At 62.3% G+C, this 18,432-nt stretch carries 20 protein-coding genes; 13 read left to right on the forward strand and 7 right to left on the reverse strand.

Annotated features, from left to right (window positions below; translation table 11 throughout):
* Positions 1 to 43 precede the first annotated feature (43 nt).
* The 3 genes from M0639_RS09615 to M0639_RS09625 form a co-directional block, all read right to left on the reverse strand.
* Positions 44 to 685, reverse strand: coding sequence for a phosphatase PAP2 family protein (locus M0639_RS09615; RefSeq protein ID WP_047270193.1), 642 nt, complete (start codon positions 683 to 685; stop codon positions 44 to 46).
* A gap of 2 nt (positions 686 to 687) precedes the next feature.
* Positions 688 to 1,272, reverse strand: a complete 585-nt coding sequence (locus M0639_RS09620; RefSeq protein ID WP_003940687.1) for a M15 family metallopeptidase — start codon at positions 1,270 to 1,272, stop codon at positions 688 to 690.
* Between the two features lie 110 nt (positions 1,273 to 1,382).
* Complete coding sequence (locus M0639_RS09625) at positions 1,383 to 2,060, reverse strand: winged helix-turn-helix transcriptional regulator (protein WP_003940889.1); 678 nt, start codon at positions 2,058 to 2,060, stop codon at positions 1,383 to 1,385.
* A gap of 135 nt (positions 2,061 to 2,195) precedes the next feature.
* Between M0639_RS09625 and M0639_RS09630 the strand changes: the two genes are divergently transcribed.
* Both M0639_RS09630 and M0639_RS09635 read left to right on the forward strand, forming a co-directional pair.
* Positions 2,196 to 3,032 carry a class I SAM-dependent methyltransferase gene (locus M0639_RS09630; RefSeq protein WP_054827674.1) on the forward strand — a complete coding sequence of 279 codons (837 nt, stop codon included), beginning with the start codon at positions 2,196 to 2,198 and terminating at the stop codon, positions 3,030 to 3,032.
* Positions 3,029 to 4,420, forward strand: a complete 1,392-nt coding sequence (locus tag M0639_RS09635) for an FAD-binding oxidoreductase (protein WP_003940869.1) — start codon at positions 3,029 to 3,031, stop codon at positions 4,418 to 4,420. Before M0639_RS09630 ends, M0639_RS09635 begins: the two co-directional genes overlap by 4 nt.
* Positions 4,421 to 4,429: 9 nt before the next feature.
* On the opposite strand, the gene M0639_RS09640 is transcribed toward M0639_RS09635, so the two are convergent.
* Positions 4,430 to 5,629: a serine/threonine-protein kinase gene (locus tag M0639_RS09640; RefSeq protein WP_003940952.1), complete on the reverse strand. Its 1,200-nt coding sequence runs from the start codon at positions 5,627 to 5,629 to the stop codon at positions 4,430 to 4,432.
* A 227-nt stretch (positions 5,630 to 5,856) separates the two neighbouring features.
* On the opposite strand from M0639_RS09640, the gene M0639_RS09645 reads away from it, so the two are divergent.
* The 7 genes from M0639_RS09645 (at position 5,857) to M0639_RS09675 (ending at position 13,153) form a co-directional block, all read left to right on the forward strand.
* Positions 5,857 to 6,717 (forward strand): hypothetical protein, encoded by an 861-nt coding sequence (locus M0639_RS09645; protein ID WP_007727491.1) that lies wholly within the window; start codon positions 5,857 to 5,859, stop codon positions 6,715 to 6,717.
* Complete coding sequence (locus M0639_RS09650; protein WP_047270190.1) at positions 6,714 to 8,267, forward strand: DNA polymerase Y family protein; 1,554 nt, start codon at positions 6,714 to 6,716, stop codon at positions 8,265 to 8,267. Before M0639_RS09645 ends, M0639_RS09650 begins: the two co-directional genes overlap by 4 nt.
* A 165-nt stretch (positions 8,268 to 8,432) precedes the next feature.
* On the forward strand, positions 8,433 to 9,278 hold the full coding sequence (locus tag M0639_RS09655; protein WP_064073942.1) for an alpha/beta hydrolase: 846 nt from the start codon (positions 8,433 to 8,435) through the stop codon (positions 9,276 to 9,278).
* On the forward strand, positions 9,265 to 10,020 hold the full coding sequence (locus M0639_RS09660) for an alpha/beta fold hydrolase (RefSeq protein WP_030535116.1): 756 nt from the start codon (positions 9,265 to 9,267) through the stop codon (positions 10,018 to 10,020). Before M0639_RS09655 ends, M0639_RS09660 begins: the two co-directional genes overlap by 14 nt.
* 67 nt (positions 10,021 to 10,087) lie before the next feature.
* Positions 10,088 to 10,426, forward strand: a complete 339-nt coding sequence (locus M0639_RS09665) for a DUF6292 family protein (protein ID WP_064073923.1) — start codon at positions 10,088 to 10,090, stop codon at positions 10,424 to 10,426.
* A gap of 45 nt (positions 10,427 to 10,471) precedes the next feature.
* Positions 10,472 to 12,109: a sulfatase family protein gene (locus M0639_RS09670; RefSeq protein ID WP_064073922.1), complete on the forward strand. Its 1,638-nt coding sequence runs from the start codon at positions 10,472 to 10,474 to the stop codon at positions 12,107 to 12,109.
* Between the two features lie 87 nt (positions 12,110 to 12,196).
* Complete coding sequence (locus M0639_RS09675; protein ID WP_003940790.1) at positions 12,197 to 13,153, forward strand: R2-like ligand-binding oxidase; 957 nt, start codon at positions 12,197 to 12,199, stop codon at positions 13,151 to 13,153.
* 9 nt (positions 13,154 to 13,162) lie between these two features.
* Here M0639_RS09675 and M0639_RS09680 read toward each other — a convergent pair whose 3' ends face one another.
* Positions 13,163 to 13,801: an HD domain-containing protein gene (locus M0639_RS09680; protein ID WP_064073921.1), complete on the reverse strand. Its 639-nt coding sequence runs from the start codon at positions 13,799 to 13,801 to the stop codon at positions 13,163 to 13,165.
* A gap of 125 nt (positions 13,802 to 13,926) precedes the next feature.
* On the opposite strand from M0639_RS09680, the gene M0639_RS09685 reads away from it, so the two are divergent.
* Entirely contained in the window at positions 13,927 to 14,883 is a 957-nt protein-coding gene (locus M0639_RS09685) for a GlxA family transcriptional regulator (RefSeq protein WP_064073920.1), read from the forward strand.
* On the opposite strand, the gene M0639_RS09690 is transcribed toward M0639_RS09685, so the two are convergent.
* A complete protein-coding gene (locus M0639_RS09690; protein ID WP_064073919.1) occupies positions 14,868 to 15,713 on the reverse strand; it encodes an alpha/beta hydrolase in 846 nt (281 codons plus the stop codon). The genes M0639_RS09685 and M0639_RS09690 overlap by 16 nt on opposite strands.
* 128 nt (positions 15,714 to 15,841) lie before the next feature.
* Here M0639_RS09690 and M0639_RS09695 point away from each other — a divergent pair, with 128 nt between their 5' ends.
* The 3 genes from M0639_RS09695 to M0639_RS09705 are packed head-to-tail and all read left to right on the forward strand — an operon-like array spanning position 15,842 to position 17,876.
* Positions 15,842 to 16,345, forward strand: a complete 504-nt coding sequence (locus M0639_RS09695) for a hypothetical protein (RefSeq protein WP_064073918.1) — start codon at positions 15,842 to 15,844, stop codon at positions 16,343 to 16,345.
* A gap of 9 nt (positions 16,346 to 16,354) precedes the next feature.
* The gene (locus tag M0639_RS09700; protein WP_064073917.1) at positions 16,355 to 16,927 is read left to right on the forward strand and encodes a YdeI/OmpD-associated family protein; all 573 of its coding nucleotides are present in this window, start codon (positions 16,355 to 16,357) and stop codon (positions 16,925 to 16,927) included.
* Between the two features lie 58 nt (positions 16,928 to 16,985).
* Positions 16,986 to 17,876, forward strand: coding sequence for a ferredoxin family protein (locus tag M0639_RS09705; RefSeq protein ID WP_003940919.1), 891 nt, complete (start codon positions 16,986 to 16,988; stop codon positions 17,874 to 17,876).
* A 54-nt stretch (positions 17,877 to 17,930) separates the two neighbouring features.
* Here the strand turns inward: M0639_RS09705 and M0639_RS09710 are convergent, their stop codons facing one another.
* A complete protein-coding gene (locus M0639_RS09710; protein ID WP_231915132.1) occupies positions 17,931 to 18,284 on the reverse strand; it encodes a hypothetical protein in 354 nt (117 codons plus the stop codon).
* Between the last annotated feature and the right edge of the window lie 148 nt (positions 18,285 to 18,432).

Below are 18,432 nucleotides of genomic sequence, written 5' to 3' on the forward strand. Positions count from 1 at the left end.
CTTCTGCGGTCGGAGAAATCTCGGTCAGCCAAGGGTACAGGGGTCACACTCGCGAGAGTCGCTCGTTGCCTGAGTCTGCCAGCACCGCATGCCGGGCGACGCTGGTGTTCAACGGAAATGCCGACACAGCGAGGGTGTAGCAGCCGACGAGCAGTAGTGCACCGATCACGTCGCTCGGGCGGTGCCATTGCAGCACGACTACCGAGATCGCGGTTCCGATGGTGATCAGCGCACCGTTGACCGCAACGACCGCCCGCCACCTCGAGGGCGTGACGATCACGATCGCGCAGACCAGAGCAGCTATGGCCGTCAAAGTGCCGCTGGGGAAGGAATTGTGCATCACCAGACCGTTCAGGTCCGGTCGATCCAGCGATTGTTTGAGAACCCAGGCCGTCGTGATGGGGCCGAGGGTCACGACGACGACGCGTAAAGCTAGCGCAATCGGGTTGTTGCGCAATGTGATCATGAGCGCCACGAGCACTCCTCCCACTATCAGTATCGGGGTGACGAGGCCGATGAACTCGGCGGAGAACACGCTGAGGCGTTCGGAGGTGGCCGCGCCCACCATGAGTTGTTGGTCGACGATCTGACCACCGGTGGTGTTGACCGCCAATTCGAATTCGACGACTCCGAGGATCAAGAGTGCCAGTGCGGCAATCAGTCTCGCTGGTTTGACTCGTGTCATGATCAGCCTTCCGCTCTCTCGTCCGAGGGGTTGCTCAGTTGTGGCGGGCATTCCCCGCCTGGAGTGGTTGCCAATTCGAAATGCCACATCTCGTTGGCGTAGGTCTGGCAGAGGCCGTAATCGCTGCCGTGCTGAATGAGCCAGTCGTCGGCGTCGGTCGGTCCGATGTCGACGGCCTGTCCACTGACATGCTTGGACAGGCTCGGCGAGTGCACCCACTTGGACGCTTCGTCCACGCTGCCGTACTTGACGACGGCTTCGTCGAACAGTCGCTGTTGGTATGCCGCGGACCGCCAACCCGACGTGACGTGCATGTCCACGCCGGATGCCTGTGCGTCGGCCGCTGCCGACTGGAGCGCCGCGAGCAGTGCGGAATCGAGACGGGCAAGCGCGGGCACATGAGTGTCCTGCAAGCTGATGCCGTCCTCGATCTCGCCGCCTGAGGGTCCTGAATCAGGCTGAGTGGCAAGGTAGTTACCGCTCTTCGGCTGTGCTTCTTCTGTGTACGAGCAGGAGCTGAGCGCGACCGCACCGAGCACGACTGCACCGAGTGCGACGAAGCGGATGATTCCGCGGTGGCTGGGCATACAACAGAGACTTCTCGGTCAGTGTCACCGGCAGGTGGTCACCGTTCGTCGACGGTGTCACGGTCTGCAACAGCTCTGTAACAGGACGGAACGGGGCTGGTGAGCGCGCGCTACGCGGGGCGCGGGATCGACGCGAAAGTCGACAGCTCGAACCACGAAGGCAAGCTACGACGCAACGCAGTAGGCCCAGAGATGGTGACGTCACCGGACCGTATGGCGTCCGACCAGGTCAGGTTACCTCGCCAGATCTCGGTCATCTGTCGCAAGCCCGCAGAGACCGACACTGCAACGTCGAAACCCGGATCGATATCGCACATGTCCACTTCCCCGGAATTGATGACGAGCCACCAGTTCCGCGAATGTCCACGTACTCCGGAGAATGCGAAGTGCACCACGGTCTTGCCTTCAGGCACCACGGAATGATCCACGCGGCGATGCATGTCCCACAGCAGCAGTTTCGGATCCAGATCTTCGTCGCCCAGTTCACCGATCCACCTGGTACCCCAGATGCCGAGAGCTTCGACCACAGGGCGCAGTTCACGGCCGGCGTCGGTCAGACGATAGCTGACGACACAGTCGGTTTCTTCTCGCTCCACGATGCCGGCGACCGCGAGTTGGTGAAGCCGGGTCGAGAGCAGAGTCGGTGACATTCGCGGGAGCCCGCGGCGGAGATCGTTGAAATGTTCGCTTCCCATGATCAGTTCGCGGAGGAGAAGCAGTGTCCACCGCTCGTCGAGTAGCTCCATCGCCTTGGCGACGGGGCAGAACTGGTGGTACGAGGACCCCATCTCTCGATCGTAGGCCTCCGGGGTGCTCCGGTACAGATTTCGTACTGGAGAGGAGCGAACCGTCGTCGTAGCGTCGGAGTAACGGCATGAACGCTGTCGGGCTCCGAGTACGAAAATTATTGAAGGAGAACGGTAATGAGTGAATCAACGGGGACTCTCGGGTTGGACCGGGAGCTGAAGGCCAAGCACCGGGCAATGTGGGGGCTCGGTAACTATCCGGCGGTGGCGACGCAGGTCATCGCGGAACTCGGACCTGTATTGGTGCGTGAATGCGGCGTGCAGAAAGGAGATCGGGTGCTCGACGTCGCGGCGGGGTCCGGCAACGCCGCCATTCCGGCGGCTGCGCTGGGTGCGCAGGTGATCGCCACCGACCTGGCTCCCGAACTGTTCGTGGCAGGACGGGAGGCCGCGGCGCTCGCGGGTGTCGAACTCGATTGGCAGGAGGCCGATGCCGAGGCTCTTCCGTTCGGCGACAACGAGTTCGACGTAGTGCTCTCTTGCGTCGGTGTGATGTTTGCCCCGCATCATCAGCGCGCCGCGGACGAACTTTTGCGAGTATGCCGACCCGGCGGAAAGATCGGAGTGCTGAGTTGGACTCCGACGGGGTTCATCGGCGAGATGTTCAAAACGATGAAGCCGTATGCACCGCCCCCGCCTCCTGGTTCGCAGCCGGCGCCTTTGTGGGGCGACGAGAACCATGTTCGTGATCTGCTCGGCGATGTTGCCGCAAGGAAAGACGTACTTCGTGTGGACACATTCAGCGGGCCGGAAGATTTCCGCGATTTCTTCAAGAAGAATTACGGCCCGACCATCGCGGTGTACCGGAACATCGCCGACGATCCTGACCGCACACAGGCGCTCGATCGCGATCTGCTCGAGTTGGCAAAGAAGTACGGCAGCGGAAGCGAGCCGTTCGTGATGGAGTGGGAGTACCTGCTTCTCACCGCGACACCCGATGAGGGCGGTGCATGATGACGACGGTCGAGTTCGCGCCACTGAAATCGGCGATCACGGGTTCTGTGTTCAGCCCCAGAGATCCGGAGTACGACGACGCCAGGTCGATCTGGAACGGGCAGATCGATCATCGTCCGGCGGTGATCGCCAGGTGCCGGTCGGCGTCGGATGTGTCTGTGGCACTTGCATTTGCCAGAGCCCATTCGTTGGAGGTTTCGGTCAGAGGCGGTGGGCATTCCTACCGAGGTACATCGGTGTGTGAAGGCGGTGTGATGATCGATCTCAGTGCGATCAACGTAGTCAGTGTCGCCCCGTCCGCGAAGCGAGCCAGGGTCGGTGGTGGTGCGACGATTGCCGACCTCGACGCCGCGACACAGGAACACGGATTGGCAGTGACCGGTGGAGTGATCAGTGATACCGGCGTCGGTGGCCTGACCCTCGGCGGCGGCATGGGGTGGTTGACGCGCACGCTCGGCCTGGCGATCGACAATCTGGTGTCGGCAGAGGTGGTGCTCGCCGACGGTTCGATCGTGCGGGCCTCCGAGAACGATCACAGCGACTTGTTCTGGGCGCTGCGCGGCGGCGGCGGAAACTTCGGAGTGGTCACCGAGTTCGAGTACCGTCTGAGCGAGATCGGTCCGGAAGTGCATCTGGGACTGTTCTTCTGGGGGATGGAGGACGGACCCGCAGCGCTTCGTCTGTGCCGCGAAGTGGTGCCTGCCCTGCCGAGAAATGCCGGAGCGATGGTTGCCGTCGGTTTGTCCGCGCCTCCGGCACCGTTTGTTCCGGATCAGTTTCACCTGCTGCCCGGATACGCGTTGCTGGTAGCCGGTTTCGGATCGGAAGAGGAACACTCGAACGCGATTGCGCCGATTCGAGAGGGCGTGCCGACGCTGTTCGAGTTCGTCACCCCGCTCCCGTACATCGGTTTACAGTCGATGCTCGACGAATCGGAACCATGGGGTGCATACGCCTATGAGAAGGCCTTGGACCTGGTGGATTTCTCCGACGACGTGATCGATGTTCTGACCGAGCAAGCGGGCAAGAAATCGTCGCCGATGTCCTTCATGCCGATCTTTCCGCTGCAGGGAGCTTTCACCTCCGTCGGCGAGGACGACACTGCGTTCGGTGGTTCTCGCACACCACATTACGTGTGCAACATGACGGCTACGGCCACCGATGCCGGGACACTGGAATTGGATCGATCGTGGGTGCGTGAGACCTGGGAAGCCTTGCGTCCGTTCTCGTCCAATCAAGGCGGGTACGTCAACTTCATGACCGATGTCGACGAGGACCGAGTGCGAGCGTCCTACGGTGCGGCGAAGTACGCGCGATTGTCCGCCGTCAAGGCGAAGTACGACCCGGACAACGTGTTTCACCTCAACGCAAACATTCTGCCCGCGTAGAGCGTCCGGTCAGGCCGTGAACACCAGGATGACGACGATCAGTGCGGCCAAGATGATGACGGCAACCATGCCTGTCATGGCGAGGGGAGCCCAAGCCACTACCTTGTCGCGGGTGCTGGCATCGGCGGGGCCGGTCGGTATCCGCGGCGGCCAGGAGAACATGTCCATGGGGCTGGGAACGTTCCGCAGTGGCGTGTTCTGTTGCACTGCAGGCAGTCCGGTGATCGTGGAGCCGGTCAGGCGATTGCGGCGGTGTGGGTCGGCGAGTTGTGTGGTGCGGTGAGCCCACGCCGGCACGGCGCCTTCGGACGAGTAGACGGGAGCGTCGATCAACTGCTCGATCGTGCCACCGCCCGTCGCGGCTGCAGCGAGCGCGTCGCGTGCCTGAGCCATCGTCGGCCGACGGGTGGGGTCCGGCTCGAGGAGCTGAAGGAGAACGTCGGTGAGCGGTCCGGACTTGGTGGGTCGGTAGATCTCGGCCTTGGCGACACGATGCAGTAGAGCGATGGCGTCCGAGTCGATGCCGAAGGGCGGTTGACCCTCGATCACCGTGTAGAGCGTCGACCCGAGTGAGAAGACGTCACTGGCCTCGGTGGGATCGTCGCCGCGGGCAACTTCGGGTGCAAAGTACGCGGGAGTGCCGGTGATGACCTCGTCCTGGGTGTCGGATACGTCGCTCTTTGCGCGGGCGATGCCGAAGTCACTGATCTTGACGGTGCCGAGAGACTTGCCTCGGTCGGCGATCAGGATGTTGCCGGGCTTGATGTCGCGGTGGACGATGCCGGCGGCGTGCGCCTCGGTGAGTGCCGCAGCGATCTGCGCGCCGATCTGCGCGACCTCCAGCGGTGGCAACGTGTCGGCCAGGTTCATCGCCTGGGCGAGGCTGCGGGCGGGGAAGTACTCCATGACCAACCACGGTTCACCGGACTCGATCGCGACGTCGTACATGGCGATGGAGTGGGGGTGGGTGAGCTTTGCGGCGTTCCTGCCTTCGCGCAATGTACGTTCACGGACCTCTTCGGCCGTTTCGGTGTCGAGGCCTTCCGTGCTTGTGACCTGTTTCACCGCGACGTCACGGCTGAGGAGGGTGTCGCGGGCCAGCCAGACGGCGCCCATGCCTCCGTCGCCGATCTTGGAGCGGAGTCGGTACCGCCCCGCCAGCAGGTATTCGGGCCCGATGCCCCTCCCGGTCTGCTCCTGAGCTGTCACATCTCAAGGTTAATGGATTGATGCCACTGTGACGCTCGAGGCTCCTGTGAACTGGGTTTTTTGCTCTGCTTGACGTGTCGGGGGTGACACGGTTTACTGAAAACGGTTCGAAAATATGTTCGAAATTGCTGTTCGTTGGATGCATGTCAGACCCGACTTCCCCGCGGTTTGCCGGCTGGTTATGGATTGCTGCCGAGTGAGTTTTTCCGGTGTTCCGGAGGATGGGGATGACCGAGGTGACCGAGTTGGTGGAGCTGTCGGCAGATGCGGCGGGGTTGTCCCGTCAGGATCGGCTGGCACAGCTCCGCCGACAGATCGCGTCCATTCCCTCTCGCGGCGATACGTCGTTTTCGGGACCGAGTGTTTCCGTGGCTGGTGTTTCCGGGACAAGTGCAGCAGCCTTCGAGAGTGTTGCCGACCGGGAAATGCCGGTCGTGGACCGCGCGCACAAGGCTGGTGTTCTCCCAGTGCCGGAAGGTATCGGGGCATTGCTACCGCAGGGCGGTTTGGTGCGCGGAACCGTGGTGTCCGTCGAGGGCGCTGCTTCCTTGCTCTTGGGATTGGTCGCGTCCGTGACGGCGTCCGGGGGGCATGTGGCAGTCATCGGGCAACCTCGACTGGGATTGCTGGCGGCGTACGAGATGGGTGCGCAACTGGAACGTCTGGCGCTCATTCCGGCGCCTGGGCCGGATCCGGTCGAGATCGCTGCTGTGCTGCTCGACGGTATGGATCTGGTGATTCTGGGATTGGCGGGTGCGTCGGTATCCCCGTCGCGTGCGCGAGCGGTGGTGGCGCGCGCCCGGAGCAAGGGCTCGACTCTTGTTGTCACCGAAGGTCACTGGGACGGGGCCGAAGTTCGGTTGGACGCTCGGGTTCATGGTTACGGTGGGTTCGGTCAGGGCCGTGAGTTGGGGCGTGGTCGGCTCAGTTCCCTGAGCCTCGCGGTTCGTGCTCGGGGGCGCTCGTTCCAGCCCCGGACCACGCGTCTGGACATCTGCAGTGCAGCCGGGCGGGTCGAGTGGGTACCTTCCCGGCCGGTCGAGGCCGTGTCGGAGCAGGTGGTGTCGTCGCGGGTGGTGTCACTGTGAGCAGAGTTCTAGCGTTGTGGTGCCCGGACTGGCCGGCGGTGGCAGCGGCAGCGCTTGCCGATCTTCCTGCCACGCATCCTGTCGCGGTCACCTCGGGTAATCGGGTGATCGCATGTTCGGCGACGGCCCGCGCGGAGGGAGTGCGACGAGGCCTGCGCCGACGCGAGTCGCAGGCCCGCTGCCCGGAACTGTATGTGGCGATGGCAGATCCGGAACGCGACGCCAGATTGTTCGAGCCGGTCGCCGCGGCCATCGATGCGGTGGCACCGGGCGTCGAGGTACTTCGTCCTGGTTTGTTGGTGCTCAGTGCGCGAGGTGTCAGTCGGTACTTCGGTTCGGAGGAAGCCGCGGCGGAACGATTGGTGGATCAGGCATCTGCTGCGGGCGTCGAGAGTCAGGTGGGTGTGGCGGATCAACTGTCCACAGCGGTCATTGCCGCGCGCCGGGCAGCGCTGGTGCCGCCGGGGGAGGGGGCACGGTTTCTGGCGCCGCTACCCATGCCGGAGTTGGCGGCCGAGCCCAGTCTGTCTGCGCCGCATCGCGGGGAGTTGGTGGATCTGCTGCGCAGGCTCGGGATCAGAACCATCGGTGCTTTCGCGGATTTACCGGCAGTGGACGTCGCTTCGCGTTTCGGGGCCGATGCGGTGCTCGCGCATCGTGCGGCGCGCGGTGAACCCGAGCGGCCACCGTCGGCGCGGACGCTTCCGCCGGATCTGGAAGTGGAGCAGCATTACGATCCGTCGATCGAGCGGGTGGATGCCGCAGCGTTTGCCGGGCGCGCCTTGGCGAGTCTCCTGCACGACAAATTGTCGGCTGCCGCAGTGGCGTGTACCCGCCTGTCGATTTCGGCCAGCACGGGCAACGGTGAAAATCTTTCTCGGACTTGGCGTTGCGCCGAACCTCTGACACCGGAGGGAACGGCCGATCGAGTGCGATGGCAACTGGACGGCTGGCTCACCGGGCGCAGTGGGACCCGGCCGACCGCAGGCATAGCGGTGTTGCGTCTGGAACCGGTGGAGGTGGTCAGTGCCGGCGCTTTGCAGTTGGGGCTGTGGGGCGGTGTCGGCGACGAGGAGGAGCGGGCCAGGCGAGCATTGGTGCGCGTGCAAGGTCTTCTGGGCGGCGAATCGGTTCAGGTCGGTGTCCTGAGCGGTGGTCGAGGGCCCTCGGAGCGAATTACCCTGTTGCCCTTGGGTGACGAGCGGGTAGCTGCTCATGATCCGACAGCCCCGTGGCCTGGTCGTCTGCCGCAGCCGTCTCCGGGGTCGATCTTCGTCGACAATCCCAAGGTATGGCTGGAGGATGTGGCCGGCAACGCCGTGTACGTCACTGAGCGCGGTGTCTTCAGCTCGCAGCCGGGAAGGCTGAAGTGGGGGAGCAAGGAATGGGCAGTGCAGGGATGGGCCGGGCCCTGGCCGGTGGACGAGCGATGGTGGGACGCAGCCTCGGCGCGCACGGCCGCGCGGGCTCAGGTGCTGTTGGAGGAATCGCGGGCGTTGCTGATGATCTGTGAAGGCGGTGGATGGTCGGTGGAGGGCGTGTACGAATGAGCTCGTAGGTACAGCCAGCTGTACCGGACATGGTCGAGTCGACTGTACGAACAGTAGGGGCGCTGGCGCCATCGCACCGACGCCATCGGGCGCCTAGCGTTGATGACATTCAAAAACTCACTGTTGCAATGGTTCTCGTCGTTGCAACTCTTCGCGAGGAGTGTCATGAAAACGGCGGGTCGAGCTGACGTTTCCGGAACCGATCGACTTCACTACGAGCCGATGGAGCTACGCGACGCACAACTTCTGGCATACGACGAGTCCGGCGAAGGCCGGATCGTGGAGGTGTTCGGCGATGTCGCCACAGCCGAGCACATCATGATCTTCGTGCCGGGCAACGACAACGGACTGGGAAACTACTTCGACGAGAACCGTCCGACAGGACCACGGGCGAGCGGATGGACACTGGGAAGGATGCTCCGAACGCTCGGGCCGAACGACCGCGTCGCGGTGATCGTGTGGGTCGGTTATCGGACGCCGTGGGGATTTCTCGAGTCGTTCTCCCGGACACTTGCAGAACTTGGTGCGATAGATCTGGCGCGGTTGACTCGTATCCTGCCGCGATCGGCGCATGTGACGCTCGTCGGGCACAGCTACGGGGCCGTGGTGTGCGGACTCGCTCTCCCGTCGGCGCGAGTGGACGATTGCGTGGTGCTGGGTAGTCCGGGGATGGGGACCAGTTCGCGCGAAGACCTGTGCTTTGCCGGAAATCTCTGGGCTGCGCTTGGTCCGTCGGACTGGATCCGCTACTTCTCACGCGTGAAGATCGGCCACATCGGGCACGGCCCGTCTCCAGTTCGGGCGCAGCACGGAGCCATTGTTTTCGGTACCGGTGCCGTTCGAGGGCATTGCGGCTACTTCGCCGATGCAAGCGAGTCGCTGCGAAACATCGCGAGGATCGGACTCGGTCGCTACGACGAGGTCACGCGACCAGGGGAGTTGCGGCCTCGGCTGACCGCGTCAGCAATCCGTGAGGACGGGTCTATCCTGGGAACTCGTGAGTGTCGCTAACGTACGAAGTGCCGGCGGGGTCCAGATCAGCTACCGCGATTCCGGCTCGCATCCCAGTGTGGCCGATCTGCCTCCGGTAGTCCTCGTGCACGGGATGGGCGGCGACAGCGGTACCTGGGACAAGTTCGCGCGGACCTTGCGATCACGCAACCGGCGAGTTGTCTCGGTCGACCTTCGCGGCCACGGCCGGAGCGCTCGTGCGTCGTCGTATCTGTTCGAGGAGTTCGCGGACGACGTCATGGACGTGTGTGATCATCTCGAACTCGAGCAGGTGGATCTGGTCGGCCACTCGCTCGGCGGGCACGCGGCGTCGTTGATCGCGCAGAAACGTCCCACTGCGGTGCGGAAGTTGGTCATCGAGGAAGCGCCGTTACCACTACGTGCGGGTGACCCGGAACAGGTGTTCGCGAGGAAATTGCCGAGTGTCCCAGAACTGTGGCACGCCACAACAAGTTTGGTGCGGCATCCGCGAGCCGCGTTGACGTTCGATCGCTCGATGACGCGGTCCGCGCTCGAGCAGTTCCGCCGACCGGATCCGCAGTGGTGGGATCGGTTGCCGCTCATCGAGGCTGACATGTTGTTCCTGCGTGGAGGTCTGGGCGGGATGGTGGATCCTGTTCGCCTCGACGCTGTTGCAGCCACCGTCGCACGCTGCGAATTGGTCTCTTTCCGTACCGGCCACAGTGTCCACCGCGACGGTCATCGCCAATTCGAATCCGTTGTGTTGCCGTTCATTTCCTGAAAGCGCAATACTCGATCGGTGATGCCACGAACCCATCCGAAACGTGTGTGGCACCGAATGTACTTCCATGCATACCAACGGCAACGACTGGTCCGCACACGAATACGTCGACGCGGTAGCACGATCCGTTCACGGTGAGACAGTTCGATGGCCGCAGGGCCCGAGCACGGATGCGGTGATTGTTCTCCCCGTTCATGCCCGAAACCATCCGGGGAAGAACGCAGTTCTGCTCTGGAATCACGACTTCGGTTGGTCGTGGGGCGTCGAGGAGGCTGATGTGCGAAGGACGATTTCGATAGTCGACACTCTCGGCATCGGCCGGACACCGGATCCGCTGCGCTGTGCGGATCGGGTAATCGAGCTGATCAGTCAGGCGGTTTGCTCGAGCATGTGTAGCGAACACTGATTCGGTCAACTCTGGGGCGACAACGCCTCCGAGAGGACGACGCACGTGAACCCAGAGAACGTTCCAGCCTCGCATTGTCATTCATTGCCGCGCCGGACGTTCCTCGGTGGCGTCGGTGCTCTTGTCCTCGCCGGAGTGGCAGACGTCGCAACCGGCGCGGTGAGCGCGGCGCCGGTACAAGCAGCGCCCGCCGATCGGTTTCCACAGAAACCCAACATCGTTGTCATCATCACCGATCAGGAACGCCGGCCGATGTACTGGCCCCAAGGCTGGGCTGAACAGAATCTGCCCAACCGCAAGAGGATTGCCGATCACGGGCTGAGTTTCGACCAGGCAGTGTGCAACACCGCGATGTGCTCGCCCAGTCGCAGTACGTTCTTCACCGGCCTCTACCCCGCGCAGCACGGGGTCACCAGAACGCTCACCGAAGGTGGCACTGTCTCACCCACCGAGCCACAGTTGCAGGTCTCCGAACAGAACATGGCAAAGCTGCTGGCGTCGGCCGGCTACAACGTCCAGTACCGGGGGAAATGGCATCTGAGCAAAGGCGTCGAGGGTGGTGATCCGACAAGCGAGGACGTGGCAGGATTCGGCTTCGAGGGGTGGATTCCGCCGGACGCGGGCCAGGACACCAATCCGGATCATTTCGGTGGCGGGTGCGCAGACCATGATCGCCGTGTCGCCGAGGAAGCTGTCGAGTTTCTCTCCGGACCCGCAGTCGAATCCGGACAGCCTTGGGCGCTGATCGTCTCGTTCGTGAACCCGCACGATGTCCTCGCGTACCCCCAGACGTGGAACGCGATGAACGGCACGTGCGACAACTACGGATCGGACGCGCCAGGCGCCTTCGAGCAGGGTATCGACTTGCCGCCCACCTTCGACGAGATCTTGGCGCTCAATCACAAACCGACAGCCCAGGTTCAGTCGGAACTGCTGTTGGCAGCCGGGCTCGGGCCGCTGCTCGGACCCGATCAGGCGCGTAACTACATCAACTTCTACGCCTATATGCACAAGGTGGTCGACGAACACATCGGCAGCGTGCTCGACGCGATCGAAGCCACTCCACAGATGCTCGACGACACGGTGATCGTTCGGATGTCCGATCACGGGGAGATGGGGATGAGCCACGGAGGTTTGCGGCAGAAAGTGTTCAACGCCTACGAGGAAACACTGCGCGTTCCACTGGTCATCAGCAACCCCTTGCTGTTTCCCGAACCCGTTCGCACCGACGCCCTGGCGTCGTTGATCGACGTGATGCCCACTCTCGCCACACTCGCCCAAGCGCCTGCGCGTCAATCGTGGAACTTCCTGGGTACCGATCTGACACCGGTCATCGTCGACGCTGCGGCGTATCCGAAAAGTCCCAGCGCGCAGGTTCAGGACACGATTCTGTTCACCTACGACGATCAGAACTGTGCGACGCCCGACGGTCAGAACATCGTCACGCAGCCCAACCACATTCGGTGCATACGCGAGAGCCGCTGGAAGTACACGATGTACTTCGATCCTGCGGGAGTTGCTGCGCCGCAATACGAACTGTACGACTTACAAGCCGACCCCTTGGAACTGAACAATCTCGCCAATCCGCTCAACATCGGTTCGTATCGGCCGGATCTGGCAGCCCAGATGAACGCCAAGCTCTTCGCAGTGATGGAGACCAAGGGTGTTTCCCTGAAGGAATAGATCGAATTTCGTCAAAACTGATTCACGTTTCAGTTCTGCGGGCATGCTGGTGGGGCATCTGTCTTCGGTTCGGGAAGAAGGAATGTCATGACTGTCACCTCGCCGGGGCGAGAAGGTTTCAGTTCTCTTCGGTCTGGAGGGTTGAACTGGGATTCGTTCCCACTCCGATTGTTCACCAAGGGAAACGCCAAATTCTGGAACCCAACCGACCTCGATTTTTCGCAGGATGCCCGTGACTGGCAGGAGCTGACCAGCGAACAACAGCGCAGCGCCACCTTCCTGTGTGCGCAGTTCATCGCCGGTGAAGAAGCCGTCACCGAAGACATTCAACCGTTCATGAAAGCAATGTCGACCGAGGGACGATTCGGCGACGAGATGTACTTGACGCAGTTCTGTTTCGAGGAAGCCAAGCACACCCAGGTGTTTCGGCTGTGGATGGACGAAGTGGGATTGACCAGTGACCTGCATTCCTACGTCGCTGACAATCCGTACTACCGGCAACTGTTCTACGAGGAGCTGCCGTCGTCGCTACGCATTCTCGAGACAGACCCCAGCCCGGTCAACCAGGTGCGTGCCAGCGTCACGTACAACCACGTCATCGAGGGCAGTCTGGCGTTGACGGGTTACTACGCCTGGCAGAAAGTTTGTGCGACGCGCGGAATCCTCCCTGGCATGCAGCAATTGGTGCGAAAGATCGGTGACGACGAACGACGGCACATGGCTTGGGGGACGTTCACCTGCCGAAGGCACGTCGCCGCCGACGATCACAACTGGGACGTCGTCCAGCAGCGGATGGGTGAACTCATGCCCATGGCCCTCGGAATGATCAACTGGGTCAACGATCAATTCGAGGTGCAGCCGTTCGGTTTGGACAATCAGGAGTTCCTCGAGTATGCCGCAGACCGCGCACAGCGCCGACTTTCGGCGATCGAGTCTGCACGCGGGCGCGACGTCGCCGAGATCGACCTCGACTATTCGCCGGAGACCCTCGAGGAAAAGTTCGGGGCAGAAGATGCCGCTGCGATGAGTGAGGCGGCCAAATGACTGCGAATTCTATTGGGGCCAAGCCGAGTTCTGGATGACCTCGACAAAATCGATGTGCCGAAATCCCGGCACAAAATGTTCGAGTACGTCAGCGTTCACCGTCCCGAACGTACTTTCGGGACGGTGCTTGAAGCCGTCGGTGAAGGCCTTCAAGATCTGATTCTTGAAATCCGGACGGGGGTGGGCCGCGGTGACGGCGTCGATGTCGGCCCGGTCGAGTTCGCTGTATCCGATTCCCAGTACATCGGTCTCCACACCCGCTGTCACCAAGGCGATTTCGGGCTCCAGCCGCGAGGGGACCGCGGGCGTCGTATGTAGAGCGATGCCTTCCCACACTTTGCGGATGTCGGTTTCGTCGACTTCGTAGCCGGTGAGGAATCGCCGCGCTTCGTCCGCGCTGTCCAATTCGAATCGCGCCGTACTGTCCCGGAATTTCTCGGTGAGCCCCAGGTCGTGAAACATGGCGCCGACGTATAGCAATTCAGGGTCGGCGTGCAGTCCCAAACGCGCGCCTTGCAGCGATCCGAAGAGGAAGACGCGTCGCGAGTGGTGAAACAGTAACTCGGACGCCGTATCTCGGACGAGTTCGGTGGCGTCGGCAGCCATCTTCGAATCGGGGATTTTCACACCGGCAATGATCGTGTTCATCGGTACCTGCTCTGCTCGTCGCTGCTGCGAATTTCTCGGTCTGTCCCAGTGTCGGTCGAACACGCACGCGGGCGCACCCTGATCTCGGCCATACTGTCCACAGATCAGGACGAAGGGGAGCGATCGTGACCGCAGTGCATCGAGTTGCCGTCCTGGTATTCGACGGCGTCAAACTGCTCGACGTCGCAGGTCCGAGCGAGGTGTTCGCAGAGGCCAATCGCGGCGGAGCGAACTACGAGTTGGTGATCTGCTCGGTGGGTGGACACGATGTCGACTCGTCGACCGGCATGCGCATTCCGGTCGACTGTGACGTCGCAGATTCCGGTTCCTTCGACACGTTGCTGGTCATGGGTGGCGACGTGTTCCCGTCGATGCCGGTGAGTCCGGAACTGCGTGAGGCAGCGAGCGATCTGGCGAGACGTTCGGGTCGGGTTGCCTCGATCTGTACCGGGACATTCATCCTGGCGGCGAGTGGACTGCTCGACGGACGCCGCGCAACGACGCATTGGCAACACACGGCAACGCTGGCGCGCGCCTATCCGCAGATCACGGTAGTTCCCGACGCCATTTTCATCCAGGACGGCACGGTGTTCTCGTCTGCGGGTGTGACCGCCGGGATCGACCTCGCGCTCGCATTGCTCGAGCGAGATCATGGTGCAGAAATGGCCCGACGTGTCGCACAGCTTCTGGTGGTATTTCTCCAACGTCCAGGTGGGCAGTCACAGTTCTCGCCGTCGTTGAGCGGGCCGCGGCCCCGGGTGCCCGCGCTTCGCGCAGTGGTCGAGGCGATGGCCGCCGATCCGGCGGGGGAGTACTCAGTCGACGAACTGGCTGCCCTGGCGCACCTGAGCCCACGGCATCTGACGAGGCTCTTTCGGGAAGAACTCGGTACGACGCCGGCCAAATACGTCGAGTTGATCCGTTTCGACTCCGCGAAAGCGCTCCTCGATGCCGGCCACTCGGTGACCGAAGCCGCGCAATTGGCGGGATTCGGCAGTTCCGAATCCCTACGACGAGCATTTTCGACGCATCTCGGAATCTCGCCGCAGGTGTACCGCCGTCGTTTTCAAGCTTTCGGCTGAGACTGACTTTCGTGCTTGCCTTGCGGCGGGCTCATGCCCTGCTTGTCGAGCCAGGCAAGGCTGTAGTCCGCGATCTCACGCCAGCCGTGGTCGATGGTCAGCGAGTGACCTCGATCGCCGAAGACCTTGTATTCGTTGATCGTCGGGGCCTTGGCGTACTTCTTGAACGAGCTGTCCGAACTGGCTTTCGGGACTGTGCGATCCTTGCCGCCGCCGATCATCAGGAGTGGCCCGCGGCGAGCGTTGAAATCTACTGCAGCGGGGCTGTGGGGCGCGAAGTTGGCGAGTGCTGCCTCGAACAACGGCCGACCAGGGGCGGGAATCGCATACTGCTCGAACAATGCGTCGGACTCGTCCTTGGACACGGCACTGGCGAAGGACTTGTGGAACGACTCTCTGTTGTGTGAGTACGCCTTCCGGTAGTTCCCGGGGTTGGACAGGACCGGGAAAACACTGCCCAGTTGAACGAGGGGAAGTTTCAACACCCCTTTGGGCTGAGCCGAGTCGATGGCAATTGCCGCGGTCGCCAACTTCTGGCCCAGCAGTTTCTGCGCGATCAAACCTCCGAACGAATGCCCCACCACGATCGGTGGTTCGTCGAGATCGGCTATCACCTTGGCGTAGTGATCCGTCACGTCCTCGATGCCGTGTCCCGCGATGTCTTCCGGGTGTTCACGCGTCTCACCCACGGTCGACGCGTCCCCTGGCCACCCCGGCGCCATCGTGGGGTATCCCTGCGCGTTGAAAACCTGCGCCCAGGGGTCCCACGTGGTCGGGTGCATCCAAAGTCCGTGGATGAACAGAACAGTCGGGTTGGACTTGGGCGACATGCGCGCTCCCCGCTATCGGACCGATGATCGATACGGAATGCCCGTTTTTCACAACCTCATTCACATTTTCGGCGAGCTCTTCCGTCGGGCCGTTCCGTTCTGTTGTGCGAAGATGGCACGATCGTGGCATGGCACCAACTGGATCTGCGAAGGCGATGGCACTGTGGACTACCGCTTTTGTTGTCTCACAAGCGAATATTGCTCGCCTACTCGGGCCGGTGGCTCCCAAAGTATTGGAAGTGCAGACGGCCTTCTCTGCTCGCCGGTACGTCGAAATATTGGACTCCATGGACGCAGAGGCCACGGCACGATTTCGTAGTCACTACTACCCCGACTTCGTACATCCCGCGATCTACGCGATGGCTTTGCGGTCAGCGGGCACGAGGCTCGGGGAGTGGGTTCCCCTTTCCCCGGCAACTCGGCGCGCCCTTGCCGTAGTGCCCGTACTGTCGGCGGCCGGCGACTACGTCGAGAACGTGGTCGGACTCCATTTCCTCGATCATCGCGACAGGATCACCGACTCGAGGGTTCGCGCCGCTTCGACCGTCAGTATTGCCAAATGGGTGCTCGCACTCGGAACTCTCGGATATTTGTCGCAGGGTTTTGTCAGAGTATGGGTATCGCGAAAATGAGGAGCACTGATGGCAGTCGAACTCGGCACCGAATACTTCGCTGACGGAGCAGAGTTCCGTCGATGGCTGTCCGAGAACCACGAGTTGGTCCCCGGCCTTTGGCTGAAAATGGCCAAGAAGACCTCGTCGCACAGTTCGATCGACTACGACCAAGCGTTGGACGTTGCCCTGTGCTTCGGCTGGATCGACAGCCTCGCACGGCGAATCGACGACGATTTCTTCGTACAGAAGTTTTCGCGACGCACCGCGCGGAGTCCGTGGTCCAAACGCAACGTCGAGATAGTCGCCCGCCTCGACGCTGCGGGACTTCTCGAGCCTTCCGGCATCGCCGAGATCGAGAAGGCCAAGGCCGACGGTCGATGGGATCGCGCGTACGAGGGATCAGCCAAGGCCGAGGTCCCCAAAGACTTTCTCGATGCGCTCGCGGAAAACCCGAAGGCTCGTGAGTTCTACGCGACGCTCAATTCCACCAACCGATTCACCATCGCGTACCGACTGCAGGAGGCAAAGCGTCCGGAGACGCGAGCCAGGCGGATCGAGAAGTTCGTGAACCAGCTTACGGAGGGCAAGAAGTTCTATTGAGCTGCCGCGTCACTGGGCCACAGGGACTTGCGAATCGACACCCAGCGAGGCTGACACAATGGGCCTCGTGATCGAAGCCGAAACCTGTTCCGCACTGTCTGCTGTCGATGAGCCGCTGGCAGGCAGCGCTGCCGTCGTGCAGGGCTGGGTATGCCTCGAATTCAATGCCGCGTGGGGTCGTGACGTGTTGGACGGTACGGCCTTGGGGGAGGAGCTTGCCGCCGAGCTGAGCCGCCGAGCCGATGCAGCGAACGTACGAATCATGTTCGTTCGGCGACCCGGGCGTACCGATCCGATGACTGATGGACACACCGTCCTGCTTGCGCGCTCCGATCCGAGCGACTCATGGTGTGAAAGGTTGCACATCGATTCGCCGATGGAATTACTCGACGTCGATTTCTTCTTGTTGGATGGGCCGCCACCAGGACTGGGCGAGCAAGTGACCGAGCCAGTCGTATTGGTTTGCGCACACGGCAAGCGCGACCAGTGCTGCGCTGTATTCGGCAGGCCGATCGCCGCAGCGCTGATGTCGTCCTTCGGACCCCAGGTGTGGGAGTGTTCGCATACCGGCGGGCACCGATTCGCGCCGTCGATGATCCTGTTGCCGAGCGGCAATACGTACGGCCGTCTGTCGGCAAGTGAGAGTGTCACGGCCGTGGAGGTGGCTTCCCGAGATCAGGTCCATTTGCCAGGCCTGCGTGGACGGAGTTGTTGGTCTCCTGCGGGGCAGGCTTCGGAAATTGCTGTGCGACAGCAAATAACCTGCGGAATCGACGACTTGGCTGTCATCGAGCAGGCGAGTGACGGGACATGCGTCGTCGCACATGTGGACGGCCGGCAATGGGCCGTGGAGACTGCAGTCTCCGAACTCGCGCCGCGTCCACCGAGTTGCGGCGCGGCGCCCAAGCCGGTCAGGCCGGTTGTCGTCACGTCGATTCGAGACCTGTGATTTCATCGTCGGTTTTCTACGATCAGTCTCGATGAACTCGGGTGTGGGTCATCGCTACTGCAACAGGAGCGCAATGACTGCGGGCGGTAATTGACGTTGTCCGAGGAGGTTTACGCGTTGGCATCCGTCGAGTTCGACTGCCATCCGCGTGCCGCCCGATCCGTCGGGACGAAGTACGTCGATCGAAGCGATGTGATGGGCGACGAGATCGCATGGGCCTGCAGGTGGCGCGGTGGATGCAACCTCCATCAGATCAGTACTCTGCTGGCGTGACAAGCGGATTCGGGACTCGGGCAGCGGCGGTTCGGTGGAATAGCGGCACACCAGTAGTCTGCCGACGTCGGAAATCGGTGTAGCCAAAGCTGTTTCCGTCAGTGGGCGCGCGTGAGTGTCTTCGTGTTCTGCCATGCGACTCATGTCAGCTTCAGTGGTCGTCGCGAACGGTTGTCCGATCGACTCCGCGCAGGTTCCGGCGTCATCGGAGGAGATGCCGTCGACCGGATGCTGCGCGCGGCTGATCTCATGTAGTTGGCTCAGGGCTGCGTGTGGTTTCTCT

Origin of the sequence: Rhodococcus qingshengii JCM 15477, from assembly GCF_023221595.1 — a bacterium.
Classification (GTDB): domain Bacteria; phylum Actinomycetota; class Actinomycetes; order Mycobacteriales; family Mycobacteriaceae; genus Rhodococcus_F; species Rhodococcus_F qingshengii.

Excerpts from the sequence above, each read along its gene's own strand:
- M0639_RS09615 (WP_047270193.1), bottom strand. The coding sequence starts at position 685 with ATGACACGAGTCAAACCAGCGAGACTGATTGCCGCACTGGCACTCTTG.
- M0639_RS09620 (WP_003940687.1), bottom strand. The coding sequence starts at position 1,272 with ATGCCCAGCCACCGCGGAATCATCCGCTTCGTCGCACTCGGTGCAGTC.
- M0639_RS09625 (WP_003940889.1), bottom strand. The coding sequence starts at position 2,060 with ATGGGGTCCTCGTACCACCAGTTCTGCCCCGTCGCCAAGGCGATGGAG.
- M0639_RS09630 (WP_054827674.1), top strand. The coding sequence starts at position 2,196 with ATGAGTGAATCAACGGGGACTCTCGGGTTGGACCGGGAGCTGAAGGCC.
- M0639_RS09635 (WP_003940869.1), top strand. The coding sequence starts at position 3,029 with ATGATGACGACGGTCGAGTTCGCGCCACTGAAATCGGCGATCACGGGT.
- M0639_RS09645 (WP_007727491.1), top strand. The coding sequence starts at position 5,857 with ATGACCGAGGTGACCGAGTTGGTGGAGCTGTCGGCAGATGCGGCGGGG.
- M0639_RS09655 (WP_064073942.1), top strand. The coding sequence starts at position 8,433 with ATGAAAACGGCGGGTCGAGCTGACGTTTCCGGAACCGATCGACTTCAC.
- M0639_RS09665 (WP_064073923.1), top strand. The coding sequence starts at position 10,088 with ATGCATACCAACGGCAACGACTGGTCCGCACACGAATACGTCGACGCG.
- M0639_RS09675 (WP_003940790.1), top strand. The coding sequence starts at position 12,197 with ATGACTGTCACCTCGCCGGGGCGAGAAGGTTTCAGTTCTCTTCGGTCT.
- M0639_RS09680 (WP_064073921.1), bottom strand. The coding sequence starts at position 13,801 with ATGAACACGATCATTGCCGGTGTGAAAATCCCCGATTCGAAGATGGCT.
- M0639_RS09690 (WP_064073919.1), bottom strand. The coding sequence starts at position 15,713 with ATGTCGCCCAAGTCCAACCCGACTGTTCTGTTCATCCACGGACTTTGG.
- M0639_RS09695 (WP_064073918.1), top strand. The coding sequence starts at position 15,842 with ATGGCACCAACTGGATCTGCGAAGGCGATGGCACTGTGGACTACCGCT.
- M0639_RS09700 (WP_064073917.1), top strand. The coding sequence starts at position 16,355 with ATGGCAGTCGAACTCGGCACCGAATACTTCGCTGACGGAGCAGAGTTC.
- M0639_RS09705 (WP_003940919.1), top strand. The coding sequence starts at position 16,986 with ATGGGCCTCGTGATCGAAGCCGAAACCTGTTCCGCACTGTCTGCTGTC.
- M0639_RS09710 (WP_231915132.1), bottom strand. The coding sequence starts at position 18,284 with ATGGCAGAACACGAAGACACTCACGCGCGCCCACTGACGGAAACAGCT.